20 protein-coding genes and 1 pseudogene are annotated in these 13,715 nt (G+C 63.2%); 10 read left to right on the forward strand and 11 right to left on the reverse strand.

The features are described 5' to 3' along the window. Nucleotides 1-307 precede the first annotated feature (307 nt). The 3 genes from BLS48_RS28145 to BLS48_RS28155 form a co-directional block, all read right to left on the reverse strand. A complete protein-coding gene (locus BLS48_RS28145; RefSeq protein ID WP_091585041.1) occupies nt 308-1,741 on the reverse strand; it encodes an aldehyde dehydrogenase family protein in 1,434 nt (477 codons plus the stop codon). A 161-nt stretch (nt 1,742-1,902) separates the two neighbouring features. Next, entirely contained in the window at nt 1,903-2,286 is a 384-nt protein-coding gene (locus tag BLS48_RS28150) for an ACT domain-containing protein (protein WP_091584957.1), read from the reverse strand. Between the two features lie 28 nt (nt 2,287-2,314). Then, the gene (locus tag BLS48_RS28155; RefSeq protein WP_091584959.1) at nt 2,315-2,782 is read right to left on the reverse strand and encodes a GNAT family N-acetyltransferase; all 468 of its coding nucleotides are present in this window, start codon (nt 2,780-2,782) and stop codon (nt 2,315-2,317) included. A 321-nt stretch (nt 2,783-3,103) separates the two neighbouring features. On the opposite strand from BLS48_RS28155, the gene BLS48_RS28160 reads away from it, so the two are divergent. The 4 genes and pseudogenes from BLS48_RS28160 to BLS48_RS28180 all read left to right on the forward strand — a co-directional run bounded on the left by BLS48_RS28160 (nt 3,104) and on the right by BLS48_RS28180 (nt 5,972). Further along, a complete protein-coding gene (locus BLS48_RS28160) occupies nt 3,104-3,694 on the forward strand; it encodes a cation efflux transmembrane domain-containing protein (RefSeq protein WP_091584961.1) in 591 nt (196 codons plus the stop codon). 26 nt (nt 3,695-3,720) lie between these two features. Continuing rightward, nucleotides 3,721-3,909: pseudogene (locus tag BLS48_RS28165) on the forward strand (LysR substrate-binding domain-containing protein); the annotation flags it as partial. Nucleotides 3,910-4,085: 176 nt separating this feature from the next. Beyond that, nucleotides 4,086-4,472 carry an ester cyclase gene (locus BLS48_RS28170; RefSeq protein ID WP_091584963.1) on the forward strand — a complete coding sequence of 129 codons (387 nt, stop codon included), beginning with the start codon at nt 4,086-4,088 and terminating at the stop codon, nt 4,470-4,472. A gap of 423 nt (nt 4,473-4,895) precedes the next feature. After that, nucleotides 4,896-5,972 (forward strand): YeiH family protein, encoded by a 1,077-nt coding sequence (locus BLS48_RS28180; protein ID WP_091584967.1) that lies wholly within the window; start codon nt 4,896-4,898, stop codon nt 5,970-5,972. Here the strand turns inward: BLS48_RS28180 and BLS48_RS28185 are convergent, their stop codons facing one another. Further along, nucleotides 5,973-6,470, reverse strand: a complete 498-nt coding sequence (locus BLS48_RS28185) for a GAF domain-containing protein (protein WP_091584969.1) — start codon at nt 6,468-6,470, stop codon at nt 5,973-5,975. 90 nt (nt 6,471-6,560) lie between these two features. Between BLS48_RS28185 and BLS48_RS28190 the strand changes: the two genes are divergently transcribed. After that, entirely contained in the window at nt 6,561-6,989 is a 429-nt protein-coding gene (locus tag BLS48_RS28190; protein WP_091584971.1) for an NUDIX hydrolase, read from the forward strand. Nucleotides 6,990-7,012: 23 nt separating this feature from the next. Here BLS48_RS28190 and BLS48_RS28195 read toward each other — a convergent pair whose 3' ends face one another. Then, the gene (locus BLS48_RS28195; protein WP_091584973.1) at nt 7,013-7,915 is read right to left on the reverse strand and encodes an AraC family transcriptional regulator; all 903 of its coding nucleotides are present in this window, start codon (nt 7,913-7,915) and stop codon (nt 7,013-7,015) included. Nucleotides 7,916-8,106: 191 nt separating this feature from the next. On the opposite strand from BLS48_RS28195, the gene BLS48_RS28200 reads away from it, so the two are divergent. The 3 genes from BLS48_RS28200 to BLS48_RS28210 are packed head-to-tail and all read left to right on the forward strand — an operon-like array spanning nt 8,107 to nt 9,779. Continuing rightward, a complete protein-coding gene (locus tag BLS48_RS28200; RefSeq protein WP_091584975.1) occupies nt 8,107-8,865 on the forward strand; it encodes an SDR family oxidoreductase in 759 nt (252 codons plus the stop codon). Between the two features lie 32 nt (nt 8,866-8,897). After that, a complete protein-coding gene (locus tag BLS48_RS28205) occupies nt 8,898-9,197 on the forward strand; it encodes a hypothetical protein (RefSeq protein WP_091584977.1) in 300 nt (99 codons plus the stop codon). A 12-nt stretch (nt 9,198-9,209) separates the two neighbouring features. Next, nucleotides 9,210-9,779 carry a DNA-3-methyladenine glycosylase I gene (locus BLS48_RS28210; RefSeq protein ID WP_091584980.1) on the forward strand — a complete coding sequence of 190 codons (570 nt, stop codon included), beginning with the start codon at nt 9,210-9,212 and terminating at the stop codon, nt 9,777-9,779. 21 nt (nt 9,780-9,800) lie between these two features. Here BLS48_RS28210 and BLS48_RS35790 read toward each other — a convergent pair whose 3' ends face one another. The 3 genes from BLS48_RS35790 to BLS48_RS28220 all read right to left on the reverse strand — a co-directional run bounded on the left by BLS48_RS35790 (nt 9,801) and on the right by BLS48_RS28220 (nt 12,135). After that, entirely contained in the window at nt 9,801-9,959 is a 159-nt protein-coding gene (locus BLS48_RS35790; RefSeq protein WP_167365270.1) for a hypothetical protein, read from the reverse strand. Between the two features lie 198 nt (nt 9,960-10,157). Next, nucleotides 10,158-11,789: a chaperonin GroEL gene (gene groL / locus BLS48_RS28215; RefSeq protein ID WP_091584982.1), complete on the reverse strand. Its 1,632-nt coding sequence runs from the start codon at nt 11,787-11,789 to the stop codon at nt 10,158-10,160. A gap of 31 nt (nt 11,790-11,820) precedes the next feature. Then, nucleotides 11,821-12,135 (reverse strand): co-chaperone GroES, encoded by a 315-nt coding sequence (locus BLS48_RS28220; RefSeq protein WP_091584984.1) that lies wholly within the window; start codon nt 12,133-12,135, stop codon nt 11,821-11,823. Nucleotides 12,136-12,383: 248 nt separating this feature from the next. Between BLS48_RS28220 and BLS48_RS28225 the strand changes: the two genes are divergently transcribed. Both BLS48_RS28225 and BLS48_RS28230 read left to right on the forward strand, forming a co-directional pair. Beyond that, nucleotides 12,384-12,638, forward strand: coding sequence for a hypothetical protein (locus BLS48_RS28225; protein ID WP_091584986.1), 255 nt, complete (start codon nt 12,384-12,386; stop codon nt 12,636-12,638). Beyond that, complete coding sequence (locus BLS48_RS28230; RefSeq protein ID WP_027044354.1) at nt 12,635-12,901, forward strand: DUF1488 family protein; 267 nt, start codon at nt 12,635-12,637, stop codon at nt 12,899-12,901. The genes BLS48_RS28225 and BLS48_RS28230 overlap by 4 nt, the downstream gene beginning before the upstream one ends. A gap of 69 nt (nt 12,902-12,970) precedes the next feature. Here BLS48_RS28230 and BLS48_RS28235 read toward each other — a convergent pair whose 3' ends face one another. The 3 genes from BLS48_RS28235 to BLS48_RS28245 all read right to left on the reverse strand — a co-directional run bounded on the left by BLS48_RS28235 (nt 12,971) and on the right by BLS48_RS28245 (nt 13,666). After that, nucleotides 12,971-13,192 (reverse strand): DUF6500 family protein, encoded by a 222-nt coding sequence (locus BLS48_RS28235; protein ID WP_091584988.1) that lies wholly within the window; start codon nt 13,190-13,192, stop codon nt 12,971-12,973. Nucleotides 13,193-13,256: 64 nt separating this feature from the next. Beyond that, nucleotides 13,257-13,448 (reverse strand): hypothetical protein, encoded by a 192-nt coding sequence (locus BLS48_RS28240; RefSeq protein WP_091584990.1) that lies wholly within the window; start codon nt 13,446-13,448, stop codon nt 13,257-13,259. Between the two features lie 11 nt (nt 13,449-13,459). Continuing rightward, a complete protein-coding gene (locus BLS48_RS28245; RefSeq protein WP_091585043.1) occupies nt 13,460-13,666 on the reverse strand; it encodes a hypothetical protein in 207 nt (68 codons plus the stop codon). Nucleotides 13,667-13,715: the final 49 nt, after the last annotated feature.

Here is a 13,715-nt window from a genome sequence, read left to right on the forward strand (position 1 = left end):
AACGGCTTTCAGATCAATGAAAATTCCGAACTTGTGAGGGGGGGCTGCCAATCGCCGGGCCCAGTGCCGCCCCTCACCTGCCTGCCGGCATCCTCTCCCCGTAGTGACGGGGAGAGGGGCGCTGTCATCGCCGGTTTCGCCAATCACCAGCGTCGCAAGAAAAGGCACCGGCGTTGCGGCTAGCCCCCTTCTCCCCGTCACTATACGGGGAGAAGTGCCCGGCAGGGCGATGAGGGGCGGCGCCGACCTCGCAATGATTCCGGCTCCAACAGGTCGAGTGCCGTGTCGAACGGACGGCGCGTCGTGCCTACTCCGCCGCCTCATACCCCGCGATGCCCTTGATCTCGAGGAAATCCTCGAGCCCGTATTCGGCGTATTCGCGGCCGTTGCCCGATTGCTTGTAGCCGCCGAACGGCAGGCCGGCGTCCCAGGTCGGGTAGTTGATGTAGACATTGCCGGAGCGCATGCGCGCCGCCACGTCGCGCGCCTTGTGGATGTCCTTGGCCTGGATGTAGGAGGCCAGGCCGTAGACGGTGTCGTTGGCCTGCTCGACCGCCTGTTCGACCGTGTCATAGGGCATGATCGCCAGCACCGGCCCGAAGATCTCCTCGCGCGCGATGCGCATGTCGTGCGTGACGTCGGCGAACACCGTCGGCCGGATGTAGTAGCCGCGGTTGAGTTCGGCCGGCCGGCCGGGACCACCCGTCACCAGCGTGGCGCCTTCGTCGATGCCGCTCTGGATCAGGTCCTGGATCTTGTCGAACTGGACCTGGCTGACCACCGGGCCGAGCCTGGTGCTGGCCGCGTCAGCGGGACCGACAGTGAACTTTTCCGCCGCTGCCTTGGCATAGCCAGCCGCCTCGTCGTGACGGTCGCGCGGCACGAACATGCGCGTCGGCGCGTTGCAGGACTGGCCGCTGTTGCCGAAGCAGCCGGCGACGCCCTTGGTGACGGCGGTGGCGAGATCGACATCCGGGAACAGGATGTTGGCCGATTTTCCGCCAAGCTCCTGGTGCACGCGCTTGACCGTGTCGGCGGCGGCCTTGGCCACCAGGATGCCGGCCCGCGTCGAGCCGGTGAACGACATCATGTCGATGTCGGGGTGGCTGGACAGCGCCTGGCCGACACCCGGGCCGTCGCCGTTGACGAGGTTGAACACGCCCTTCGGCACGCCGGCCTCGTCGATGATCTCGGCGAAGATGATGGCGTCGAGCGGCGCGATCTCGGACGGCTTCAGCACCATGGTGCAGCCGGCGGCAAGCGCCGGACCCACCTTGCAGGTGATCTGGTTCAGCGGCCAGTTCCACGGCGTGATCAGGCCGACGACGCCGATCGGCTCCTTGACGATCAGCGACGAGCCCTTGACGTGACGGAACTGGAACGACTTCAGCACTTCCGCCATCTTCTGCAGATGCGCCAGCCCAACACCGACTTGGCTGTCGAGCGCGAACTGGCGCGGCGCGCCCATCTCGCGCGACACGGCCAGCGCCAGATCGGCGCTGCGCTTCTTGTAGACCTCGATGACGCGATTCAGGATATCGAGCCGCTCTTCGACCGACGTGAAACCGAACGTGTTGAAGGCGCGCTTGGCGGCGGCCACCGCCTTGTCGACATCGGCCTTGGAGCCAAGCGAGATCTGCGCAAAGGCGTCTTCGTTCGACGGATCGATGACATCGAGCGTGTTGGGCACGACAGGATCGACCCACGCGCCATCGATATAGAACTGCAGATTGTGTGACATGGTTTCTCCCTTGGGGGTGCGCCGCGTGGCCGTGCCGACCGTCATATGTGGCTAGAAATAACGATGCGCAAACGGCACTGTCAAACGCAACCCCCGAAGTGGTTGAGCCAGCGCGCCAGTCATTGAGCCAGGGGGCCAGCACCTGGCCTGGTGAGGATGGACTACAGCAACGTATGTCCAGCCTCGGCCAGAAGCCGCCTCACGGCGGCCTGATCCGTCGCTTTCACCAGGAGATGGTCGCCATCGAAAGTGGACACCACGACGATGCCCAACCCGTTTTCCGACAATGGCCTGATGACCGACAGCACGATACCGGTTTCGCCGAAGGCAAACGGCCCTTCGAATTTGAAGGCGACCCAGTCGCCGTCCTGCCTGACGGCATCCGGCACGCGATCCTGCAGGCAGACGATCGAAAGTTCGTCGTCGGTCCTGGTGATGCTGACGAAGCCGGGCCCGTCCGCCCAACCCGGAATGGCGTCGCCCCTCTCAAGCCGCGAAATCGCGTAAAGCCTGGGAAGTTGCTTCAATCTGATCCTGGCAGTCATTATCGGGTTCCGCTCTTCCGATTACCGGCTATTGCGCCAGTTTCTTGCTCATATAGACCGTCACGCCGCCCATGAACGGCTCTTCGCGGTCGATCACATAGCCGTGCCGTTTGTACAGCGACACATTGCTCTCGAAGGCGCCATTGGTCAGCAGCCGAAGCTCGGACCGGCTGGCTTCCGCGGCCCTGCGCTCGGCCTGTTCCAGCAGCAGCCGGCCGATGCCCCTGCCCTGCGCCAGCGGCGCGACGCAGACATTCTCGATCCAGAGATGATCGTCGGCCAGCATGGTTTCGATCACCCCGACCATGCGGCCCTCCTCGATGGCGAGATCGAACGAATGCTCGGCAACGGCCTTGTCGTAGTCGGCACGCATCGGCAGCGGCTCGCGGCCGATCACCGGCACCCACTTCGCATAGGCGGCACGCACGATGTCTCTGATGGCTGCGGCGTCAGCCGGTTCGGCCGGCCGAAGCCGGATGGAAGTATCGATGGTCATCACAATGCTCCAGACATAGAAAACCCCGCCGGCGGATGTCGCGGGCGGGGCTGGGAAACGAACGAACCGGATCTATCGTGCCAGTCTTTGTCGTCGCGCGATCAGCTTGCCGCTCCGCACTGTGCGGGAACGGCGTCGCTTGGTGTTGGCTGGCGCAAGGACGAACATGGCGCCAAGCTGGAACAGGAGTAGCGGCGCTGTCAAGACGGCCGCTCGATCGGAAATGTCCCATATCGGCGATGCGGTTCTGGCCTTCAGGTCCGCTGAGCATGGAATCGCTATATATGCCTTGCCGTGACGGCAATTGATCGATGGAAAAAAATGACCGGGACGCTGAACAAGACGGTGCGGATGGTCGCCATCCTGAACCTTGGCTATTTCGGAATCGAGTTTGCCGTAGCCGTCTGGATCGGATCGGTATCGCTGTTCGCGGACAGCATCGATTTTCTCGAGGATGCATCCGTCAACCTGCTGATCATGGTCGCGCTGGGCTGGACCATCCGCAATCGAGCACGGCTCGGAATGGCGCTGGCGGGGGTACTTCTAGTTCCGGCTTTGGCGACCCTTTGGACGGCCTGGGAGAAGTTCAACATTCCAATTCCGCCGGCGCCCGTTCCGCTGACGCTGACCGCCGCGGGCGCGATCCTCGTCAACCTGTCATGCGCGCTCATGCTCGCTCGCTATCGCCATCACAGCGGCAGCCTCACCCACGCGGCGTTCCTGTCGGCGCGCAACGATGTCCTGGCGAATGTGGCAATCATCGCCGCCGGCTTGTTCACGGCATTTGTGTGGAACTCGGCCTGGCCGGACATTGTCATCGGCCTTGCAATCGCCGCCATGAATGCGGACGCCGCCCGCGAGGTTTTCACCGCCGCGAGACGCGAGTTCGCGGAAAGCCAGATTCCAAGCTGAGACACGACCGCCACTCGGGCACGCCCCTTGCCGGATTGGGTCTCGCCTATCTGCCCGAGGACCAGGTGACGACCTGCCTGGCCGACGGCCGGCTGGTGCGGGTGCTTGCCGACTGGTGCGCGCCCTTCGCCGGCTACCACCTCTATTACCCCAGCCGCCGCCAGGCGACGCCCGCCTTCTCGCTGCTGGTCGACGCCTTGCGCTATCGCGGCTAGGGCCGAAAAGCGGAACCCGGTTTACGGAAAAGATTGTGCTCAAACAAACAGATAGAGCAAGATCTCGATTCTTTCCGGATGGAACAGGCTCCAGAGCGCGGTCCATCTGGACTGCATCTGGGAGTGTTCTATCTTCCTGCTGAACGTGATCTTGCGGACGCACCGGAGCAATCGCCGTGACCGACCCCGATCTTACCGACACCTATCTCGGCTATATCGCTTGCCTCAACAATCAGGACTGGCGAAACCTCCACCGGTTCGTTCATGACGAGGTGCACTACAATGGCGACCGGATCGGACTGGCCGGATACCGCAAGATGCTGGAACGGGACTTTCAGGAGATTCCCGACCTCTATTTCGACATCCAGCTGCTGATCTCCGATACGCCGTTCATAGCCAGCCGCCTTCAGTTCAACTGCACGCCAACGGGAAATTTCCTTGGCCTGCCCGTCAACGGCAGGAAAGTCTCCTTCAGCGAGAACGTTTTCTATGAATTTCTCGATGGCAGGATCAGGCATGTCTGGTCGGTCATCGACAAGGCGGCCATCGAAGCGCAGCTTTAATGCATGTCGCCCAGAAGCGCCTGCAAATCCCCGGCATCGAGGCGCAGGGCGCGCTGATTTTCAGGGCTGACGCAGCGCGCTCGGCCTTGAGTTCGCCCACCAGTCCGGGCGTTCGCGCCGCCCCTCACCTGGCTGCCGCCATCCTCTCCCCGTATACTGACGGGGAGAGGGAACGCTCTCATCGATGATTTCGCCAATCATCAGCGTTGCAAGAAGGGCGCCGTCGTTGCGGCCAGCCACTTCTCCCCGTCACTATACGGGGAGAAGTGCCCGGCAGGGCGATGAGGGGCAGCGCCGACTTAGAAAGTGACTCCACACGGTGGCAATCGTTCGTAAAAATCGATCATTCCAACCATAACAATTCGTTGGAAAGATCGGTTCAGGAATGGCATTCCTCCAGCCTACCCGCTTGGAGCATTTGCATTGTCTTCCTTCACCCACATCGCGAACGATATTCCCAAAAGCCTGATTTCCGCCGATCTGGCCGGACGCCGGAAGCGCCTGAATTCGGTATGGAATGGGATCATCCCCGGCATCGTGCTGGTCGCGATGATCACGGGGGTCGCCTTCTCGGCCCGCAATGTTTCCGGCTTCGCTCTGTTCAGCCCGATGATCCTCGCCGTCGTCGCCGGCATGATCCATTCCAACGTGCTCGGCACGCCCGCCCACGCCAGGGCCGGCATCGCCTTTTCGCAGCGCCGGCTCTTGCGCTTCGCCATCGTGCTGCTCGGTTTCCAGCTGACGCTTGGCCAGGTGGTGGCGATCGGCGCCAGCGGCGTCGGCATTGTTGCACTGACGCTCGGCGCCACCTTCGTCTTCACCATCACGCTCGGTCGGCTGATTGGCGTCGACGCCAAGCTGGCGCAGCTGATCGCCGCCGGCACCTCGATCTGCGGCGCCTCGGCCATCGTCGCCACCAACATCGTCACCGACGCGCGCGACGAGGACGTCACCTACGCAGTCGCCTCGATCACGCTGTTCGGCACCGTCGCCATGCTCGGCTTCCCCCTGCTGGCACCGGTGCTGGGGCTCGACCAGCACGCTTTCGGCCTGTGGGCCGGCGCCTCGATCCATGAAGTGGCACAAGTCATCGGCGCCGGCTTCCAGAACGGCACCCAGTCCGGCGAGATTGCCGCCGTCGCCAAGCTCACCCGCGTCGCCATGCTGGCGCCGATGGTCATCGCGCTCGGCCTGATGGCGCGCCGCAAGAGCAGCGATCAGGCAAGCGATCAAGCTGGGGCGCGGCCGGCTATGCCGTGGTTCGTCGCCGCTTTCGTCGCCGTCGTGGCGCTGAACAGCCTGATCACGGTGCCGGCCGAAGTGAAGTCGGCGATGGCGCTCGCCACCACCATCATGCTGACCATGGGGCTGGCCGCCATGGGCCTGCAGGCCGATATTTCGCAGCTGCGCTCGCGTGGCCTGCGCCCGCTGGCGCTCGCCTTCTCGGCCTTCCTGTTCATCGGCGGCTTCAGCCTGATGCTGGTGAAGCTTGTAGGCTGATCAATCCTCGAAGGAACTCGCCGCGACATAGATCGCCGCCAGCGTCTCTATGCCGGCCTGGTCGGCCTTGTCGAAACGGCCGGGCAGCGGGCTGTCGAGGTCGAGCACGCCGAAGACGCCGTCATCGTCTTCGAGCAGCACGACCAGCTCCGAGCGCGAGTCGGCATCGCAGGCGATGTGGCCGGGAAAATCATGCACGTCCTTGATCAGCATCGAGGTGCCGAGTTCGACCGCCGTTCCGCACACGCCCTTGCCGACGGCGATGCGCACGCAGGCCGGCTTGCCCTGGAACGGCCCCAGCACCAGTTCCTCGTCGGAGGCCAGGAAATAGAAGCCGGCCCAGTTGAGGTCCGGCACCATCTGGAAGATCAGCGCGGCGGTGTTGGCGGCGTTGGCAATCGAGTCGCGCTCGCCCTCGAGCAGCGCCTTCAGTTGCGTGGCGAGGTCGCGATAGAACGCGGCCTTGTCAGTGGTATCGATGGCCTTGGCCGCAAACATGGCTTGTCTCCGTACTCAGAATCGCGGTTGCTTCGACAAGCTGTCAAACTCGGCAAGCCCTGCACCAAACGACCACGGGACGATACTAGCGTGAATCCCATCCACTCCGAAAGCCGCAAGATCCGGATTGCCGCCGCCGTCATCGCCGATGCATCGGGCAGATTGCTGCTGGTGCGCAAGCGCGGCACCAGCGCCTTCATGCAGCCCGGCGGCAAGATCGAGTCGGACGAGGAGCCGGTCGATGCCCTGGTGCGCGAATTGCGCGAGGAGCTTGGGCTGCTGATCGACCCGGGCACGGCTTCCCGGCTGGGCCTGTTCTCGGCCAAGGCGGCCAATGAGCCTGACAGCACGGTCGAGGCGGAGTTGTTCGCCCTCACTTTTGCCGCACAGCCGATCGAGAGCCAGCTGGCAGCGGCGGCCGAGATCGAGGAGATGATCTGGCTGGACCCCGCCTCGGCCCATGACATCCAGCTCGCGCCGCTGACGCGCGACGTGGTGCTGAGGCTGAGTGGAAAGTAGCGCGGCGGCCGCGAGCCTTAACCTCAGGCCCCGCCCGCCGGCTCCCTAAATCCCGCGACATCGCGCAGTGGCGGCCGGCCGTAGAGCCGGCTGTATTCGCGGCTGAATTGCGACGGGCTCTGGTAGCCGACGCTGTAGCCGGCCGAGCCGACATCCAGGCGCTCCGTCAGCATCAGGCGCCGCGCTTCGTGCAGGCGCAGCTGCTTTTGATACTGCATTGGCGTCATCGCCGTGACTGCCTTGAAATGATGATGCAGCGAGGACGTGCTCATGCCGACATGCTGCGCCAGTTCCTCGATGCGCAGCGGCCGCGTGAAATTCTGCCGCAGCCAGGCGATTGCCTGGGCAATCCGGTTTGTCGGCGTCTCGATCGTGGCGATCTGAAGCAGGGCAGGACCAAAGGGGCCGGTCGCCACGCGGTAGAGGATCTCCTGCTCGATCAGCGGCGCCATCGCGGCAATATCCTGTGGTCGGTCAAGCAGGCGCAGCAGCCGCACGACCGCATCCAGCAGGTCTGGTGGCGCCCTGTTGACGGCCACCGCCCGCATGTCGTGAGGGACGACCGGCGCCGTGCTGATCCGGCCGAACAGCTCCTTCAGCCGATCCGGCTCGATCCGCATGCCCAGCCCCAGGTTCGGTGCCTCGGGGCTCGCCTCGGTCACGCGGGACACGACCGGCAGGTCGAGCGAGACCACCAGATAGTCGCCAACGCCATAGCAGTGAACATGCGAGCCGAGCGTGAGGCTCTTGGCGCCCTGTACGACGAGCGCAAAGCAGGGCCATTGCGCGGTGTGGACGCTTTTGTCGGTCGCCGATCGCCGGCTGAGGAACAGATTGTCGATCGCCGTTGCGCGCTCTTCGTCCCCCGCCGTGAACCGGGCGATGATCGACGCCATCTCCCCATATGGATCTTGCGCGATCGTCAAAAGGCACCTGGTATCTTCGAAACAATCATGGGGCGATCATATCCGATCCTGCAAGTCCGGCCAGCCGCGGCAATCAAGCTTTGCAGGATCGTGCATGAATCTTGCAGGATCGCGATAACGCTCCACGTTCGCTCCGTCGCATAACGCCGCCAGCGGGAGCGTGCTCCCGATCATCACAGGCGGAGCCTTCCATGACCAGTTCACCGATCACCGATCCATCGACCCGAACCAGCAAGGTCGTGCTCATCACCGGCGCCAGCAGCGGCATCGGCGAGGCCACGGCCCGCCACCTCGCGGCAAGCGGCCACAGGATCGTGCTTGGCGCCCGGCGGACCGACCGGATTGCCGCTGTCGCGCGGGACATCGGGCAGGCCGGCGGCCAGGCGCATTCCCGGCAGCTTGACGTGACCGACCTCGACAGCGTCAAGGCCTTCGTCGCGGCCGCCCGTGAGTGCTACGGCCGGGTCGACGTGCTGGTGAACAATGCCGGCGTTATGCCTTTGTCGTTCATGGCCGAATTGCGCGTCGACGAATGGAACCGGATGATCGATGTCAATTTGCGCGGCGTTCTCAATGGCATTGCCGCCGTGCTGCCGATCATGGCCGAACAGAAGTCCGGCCACATCATCAACGTCGCATCTGTCTCCGGGCACCGGGTCGACCCGACAGCCGCCGTATACAGCGCCACCAAATTCGCGGTACGGGCGCTCTCGGAAGGGCTTCGACAGGAAAGCAGGGATCTGCGCGTGACGGTCGTCAGCCCTGGTCTCACCCGCACCGAGCTGTTTGACGGCATCGCCAATCCCGAGATCAAGGCTGGAGCCCGCGCCATGGTCGATCGGGCCTCCATCCCGGCCGGCGCGATTGCCGAGGCGATCGGCTTTGCCATCAGCCAGCCGGACGGCGTCGACATCAACGAACTGATCGTGCGCCCGACGGCGCAAGGCTGATCCTCATGAACCCCTGCCAATGGAGAGATGACATGACAGAGGCAATCGAAGTGACGACCTTCAGGCTCAACGGCCGCTCCTGCGCGGAATTCGTCGCCGCCAATGCCGATATCGACGCCTGGCTGCGGCGTCAGCCGGGCTTCCTGTCCCGCCGGATCGCCGAACGCGACGATGGCACCATCGTCGACGTGCTGATCTGGGCCTCGGCCGAGGCCGGCCGCAACGCGGCGGGCGGCATCATGACCGAGATGGGGCAATCGCCGGTGCATACCATGATCGACCAGCGCACCGTGGACTGGACCGTGGCGCCGGTCCGCCACAGTATCGTGTGACGGAGAACCACGATGGACAATCATGCACATCATCGCTGTGGCTGGGCCGAGGGCGATCCGCTGATGCGCGCCTATCACGACGAGGAATGGGGCGTTCCGCAACGCGATGCCCGCATGCTGTGGGAAATGCTGATGCTGGAAGGGTTCCAGGCTGGTCTCGCCTGGATCATCGTGCTCAGGAAACGCGACGCCTTTCGTGCCGCCTTCGCCGGCTTCGATCCGGAGAAGGTCGCGCGCTTCGGCGCGGCCGATATCGAGCGCCTGATGGCCGATCCCGGCATCATCCGCGCCCGCGCCAAGATCGAAGCGACGATCCGTGGCGCCCAGATCTTCCGCGAGACGGCGCAGCGCGGCGAGAGCTTCGCCGACTTCTGCTGGTCCTTCACCGATGGCAAGGTGGTCGCAAGCGACGGCCATGGCTGGATCGCGTCATCACCCCTGTCCGAACGGATTTCCAAGGAAATGAAGCGACGCGGCTTCAAATTCGTCGGCCCGACCATCGTCTATGCCTGGATGCAGGCGGTCGGCATCGTCAACGATCACGCGGCCAACTGTTTCCGGCGGTCCGAAGTCGCGCTCTGAACACGGCAGCGCCGTCAGCGCCTACATCGGACGCTTGGGTTCGCCCTTTGGCGGACTGGCCGTGTCGGAATCGGATTTCCGATGCTTGTCGGCGGCAATCCTGCGGATGCGGTCGAAGCGGCTTTCCTCGGTTTTTTCGGTCGTGACGACCGTTTCTGGCTTCCGCACGAACGTGATCATGGATCCGTCTCCTGGGCTAGAGGCCTGCGCGCCGGGAGAAATCCCCCGGCGGTAATCCCGGCTCCTAGAACCGGCGTAGATTCAGGTCAGGCCGAGTCGAAAACGGCTGATACCGAGAACCGGAGCGGAGCGTACTTTGGGTACGTGAGCACCGGAAGCGCAGGAATCAGCCGTTTGCAGACCGGCATCAGCTGAATATTAGTAGCCGCCCATGCCGCCGCCATTACCGCCCGCAGGCGCTGCGTCCTTGGCCGGAATGTCGGTGATCATGGCTTCGGCGGTGATCAGAAGCGCGGCGATCGAGCCGGCGTCCTGCAGTGCGGTGCGCACCACCTTTGCCGGATCGACGATGCCCGCCTTGATCATGTCGACATAGGTCTCGTTCTGGGCGTCGAAGCCCTGATTGTGGTCCTTGCTGTCGGTGAGCTTGCCGACGACGATCGAACCTTCGACGCCGGAATTCTCGGCGATCTGGCGGATCGGGGCTTCCAGCGCGCGAAGCACGATGGAGATGCCGGCAGTGACATCGTCATTGGCGCCGGTCAGTCCGGCAAGCGCCGACCTGGCACGCAGCAGAGCCACGCCGCCGCCGGGCACGATGCCTTCTTCAACCGCCGCGCGCGTGGCGTTCAGCGCGTCGTCGATGCGGTCCTTCTTTTCCTTGACTTCCGACTCGGTGACGCCGCCGACACGAATGACGGCAACGCCGCCGGAGAGCTTGGCCAGCCGCTCCTGCAGCTTTTCCTTGTCGTAGTCGGAGGTGGTCTCCTCGATCTGGCCCTTGATCTGCGCGACGCGCGCCTGGATGGTCGCCTTGGTGCCGGCGCCGTCGATGATCGTGGTGGTGTCCTTCTCGATCAGCACGCGCTTGGCGCGGCCGAGCATCTCGATGGTGACGTTTTCGAGCTTGATGCCGAGATCCTCGGAAATCATCTGGCCGGCGGTGAGCACGGCGATGTCTTCCAGCATCGCCTTGCGGCGATCGCCGAAGCCGGGCGCCTTGACCGCCGCGACCTTGAGGCCGCCGCGCAGCTTGTTGACGACCAGCGTGGCCAGAGCCTCGCCTTCGACGTCTTCCGAAATGATCAGCAGCGGCCTGCCGTTCTGGACGACCGCCTCGAGGATCGGCAGCATCGCCTGCAGATTGCCGAGCTTCTTCTCGTGGATGAGCACGTAAGGCTCTTCCAGTTCGACGCGCATCTTGTCGGTATTGGTGACGAAATAGGGTGAGAGATAGCCGCGGTCGAACTGCATGCCCTCGACGACGTCGAGTTCGGTCTCGGCGGTCTTGGCTTCCTCGACAGTGATGACGCCGTCATTGCCGACCTTGTCCATCGCCTTGGCGATCATCTCGCCGACGGTGGCGTCGCCATTGGCGGCGATGGTGCCGACCTGGGCGATCTCGGCCGACGACTTGACCTTCTTGGCCTTGGCCTTGATTTCCCCGACGACGGCGGCGACGGCCTGGTCGATGCCGCGCTTGAGGTCCATCGGGTTCATGCCGGCGGCGACCAGCTTGGCGCCTTCGCGCAGGATCGAGGCGGCCAGCACCGTGGCGGTGGTGGTGCCGTCACCGGCGAGGTCGTTGGTCTTCGAGGCCACTTCGCGCACCATCTGCGCGCCCATGTTCTCGAACTTGTCGGCAAGCTCGATTTCCTTGGCGACGGTGACGCCGTCCTTGGTGATGCGCGGCGCGCCATAGGCCTTGTCGATGATGACGTTGCGGCCCTTGGGGCCGAGTGTGACCTTCACCGCATTGGTGAGGATCTCGACGCCGCGCAGCATGCGGTCGCGAGCATCGGTGGAGAATTTGATTTCCTTGGCAGACATTTTTTATCCAGTTCGTTCAGAGGGAGTGAGGTCAGGCAGCTTTCTTGGCGGCCACGGTCTTCTCGATGACGCCCATGATGTCGGCTTCCTTCATGATCAGAAGGTCCTCGCCGTCGATCTTGACCTCGGTGCCCGACCATTTGCCGAACAGGATGGTGTCGCCGGCCTTGACGTCGAGCGGAACAAGCGCGCCATTTTCGTCGCGTGCGCCAGGCCCAACGGCGATGACTTCACCTTCTTGCGGCTTTTCCTTGGCATTGTCGGGGATGATGATGCCGCCCTTGGATTTGATATCGCCTTCGGCGCGCCGGATGACGACGCGATCGTGGAGTGGCCGAAACTTCATGAGAACTTCTTTCTGGGGCCGGCATAGGCGGCCGCGTCTCTCATATAGGCGCTTTGGCACTCGATAGATAGGAGTGCCAAAAAATTGTTCGCGGGCGGAATTAAATATTCAAAAGTATTATTTCGGCCTGTCGTTTCGTGATATCGGAACCAAGTCAAATATTTCAAAAGATTGAATTTTGCCGATCGAGCACCTATTTATCGGACAAGTTCACTTTCACGATTTCAAGCACAAGGGAGATTTCTTCGATGGCCGAAGGCAATCAGACGATCATGGAAAAAGCTGAAGCCCGCTTTGTCGACAAGCAGAAGAAAACGGCGGAGCGCAACAAGGCAACCGCTGAGTACATATCCGAAGCCAGGGCCAGGGAGATCAAGACCGCAAGGCTCAGGGAATTGCGGCTGGCCAAGGAAGAGGCAGATCGCGTCGCGGAAGCCCTGAACCCGACGCCGAAGAAGAAGCGCGCGGTCAAGAAGGTGGCCGCAACGGAGGTCAAGACATGAGCCTGACATTCCCCAACCGCAGCCGCAGCTATGACGAAGCCGGCAAGCGCATCCGTTTCGTCGGCCACGACGGCATGTTCCAGATTTCCTTTTCCGTCGCAGCCGACGCCATGACCAGGATGCAGCCGGCGACCGCGGCCAACGAGGCCGGTTACCTCGCTACGTTCGACACCGAGAGCAGCGCCATCCGCGACGTGGCGTCCAAGGCCTATGACCGCACCCGCAAGAGCATGTATGTGCTGACGGCCGCCGACTTCGGCTGATCAGCCTATAGTGCATGTCGCTCAGGAGTGGTCTCGGTTTTGAGACAACGACATGCATGGAAACGAAGACTAAGAGTCCATGTCCTCGACCATCTTCCGTATCTTCTCGGCCTTTTCGAAATGGTCGAGGCGGTGGGTTCTGATCCACCATTCGGCTGCTTCCATCAGCAGTTCGGGGTCGTCATTCCTGTTGGCGAAAAACGCATAGAACGACACGCCGACGGCAGGCCCTTTCTCGGAAATCTTGCGGTCGCAGACTTCCAGTATCTTTTGCTTCAGGCTCGCTCTCACGGGAATCCTCTGGTTTTGGCGCGGCGGGGTCTTGGCCCTCGCTCCGAGCCGGCAGACGGAACGTTCAATCCTTGCGCTCCGCCCTCTCCCGACGCCTGACGTCGCGGACATTCATTTGCACGACCATGTCCTCGGCCTCGCGAGGGCTCATGCCGACCATTACTTTTTGCCTGACCACGGCCGGCTGGCCGGTGAAGACATCGACAATGGTCCAGCTCTGGGGAAGCTCCATGCGCAGTGTGTAGCGATTGGCCATGCTGGCTTGCCTCAGCCCTGCATCATGAAGAACACCGCGCCCAGGATCAGCACCGTCCAGGCGATGACCGACAGCTTCAACACCATGCCGCCATGCGCGGCCAGCAGCTTTCGCAGGCGCGGCACGACGCCCGCCGACCGCACCGGCGCCGCCACGAAGGCGACAGGTGCCTTGACACCAAGTTTTCCAAAGACAGGCAGCAGCGACGGTTGACGCACGAAAATGACCTCGGATGTCGGGAAGAAGCCGGAACAATGACTTCCGCGC

The organism is Mesorhizobium qingshengii, assembly GCF_900103325.1.
In the GTDB taxonomy this organism is placed as follows: domain Bacteria; phylum Pseudomonadota; class Alphaproteobacteria; order Rhizobiales; family Rhizobiaceae; genus Mesorhizobium; species Mesorhizobium qingshengii.

What these genes read in the sequence shown, in the direction of transcription:
- BLS48_RS28150 (WP_091584957.1), bottom strand. Translation starts at nt 2,286, where the DNA reads ATGACTGCCAGGATCAGATTGAAGCAACTTCCCAGGCTTTACGCGATT.
- BLS48_RS28145 (WP_091585041.1), bottom strand. Translation starts at nt 1,741, where the DNA reads ATGTCACACAATCTGCAGTTCTATATCGATGGCGCGTGGGTCGATCCT.
- BLS48_RS28210 (WP_091584980.1), top strand. Translation starts at nt 9,210, where the DNA reads ATGGACAATCATGCACATCATCGCTGTGGCTGGGCCGAGGGCGATCCG.
- BLS48_RS28185 (WP_091584969.1), bottom strand. Translation starts at nt 6,470, where the DNA reads ATGTTTGCGGCCAAGGCCATCGATACCACTGACAAGGCCGCGTTCTAT.
- groL (WP_091584982.1), bottom strand. Translation starts at nt 11,789, where the DNA reads ATGTCTGCCAAGGAAATCAAATTCTCCACCGATGCTCGCGACCGCATG.
- BLS48_RS28205 (WP_091584977.1), top strand. Translation starts at nt 8,898, where the DNA reads ATGACAGAGGCAATCGAAGTGACGACCTTCAGGCTCAACGGCCGCTCC.
- BLS48_RS28160 (WP_091584961.1), top strand. Translation starts at nt 3,104, where the DNA reads ATGACCGGGACGCTGAACAAGACGGTGCGGATGGTCGCCATCCTGAAC.
- BLS48_RS28220 (WP_091584984.1), bottom strand. Translation starts at nt 12,135, where the DNA reads ATGAAGTTTCGGCCACTCCACGATCGCGTCGTCATCCGGCGCGCCGAA.
- BLS48_RS28230 (WP_027044354.1), top strand. Translation starts at nt 12,635, where the DNA reads ATGAGCCTGACATTCCCCAACCGCAGCCGCAGCTATGACGAAGCCGGC.
- BLS48_RS28225 (WP_091584986.1), top strand. Translation starts at nt 12,384, where the DNA reads ATGGCCGAAGGCAATCAGACGATCATGGAAAAAGCTGAAGCCCGCTTT.
- BLS48_RS35790 (WP_167365270.1), bottom strand. Translation starts at nt 9,959, where the DNA reads ATGATCACGTTCGTGCGGAAGCCAGAAACGGTCGTCACGACCGAAAAA.
- BLS48_RS28155 (WP_091584959.1), bottom strand. Translation starts at nt 2,782, where the DNA reads ATGACCATCGATACTTCCATCCGGCTTCGGCCGGCCGAACCGGCTGAC.
- BLS48_RS28240 (WP_091584990.1), bottom strand. Translation starts at nt 13,448, where the DNA reads ATGGCCAATCGCTACACACTGCGCATGGAGCTTCCCCAGAGCTGGACC.
- BLS48_RS28200 (WP_091584975.1), top strand. Translation starts at nt 8,107, where the DNA reads ATGACCAGTTCACCGATCACCGATCCATCGACCCGAACCAGCAAGGTC.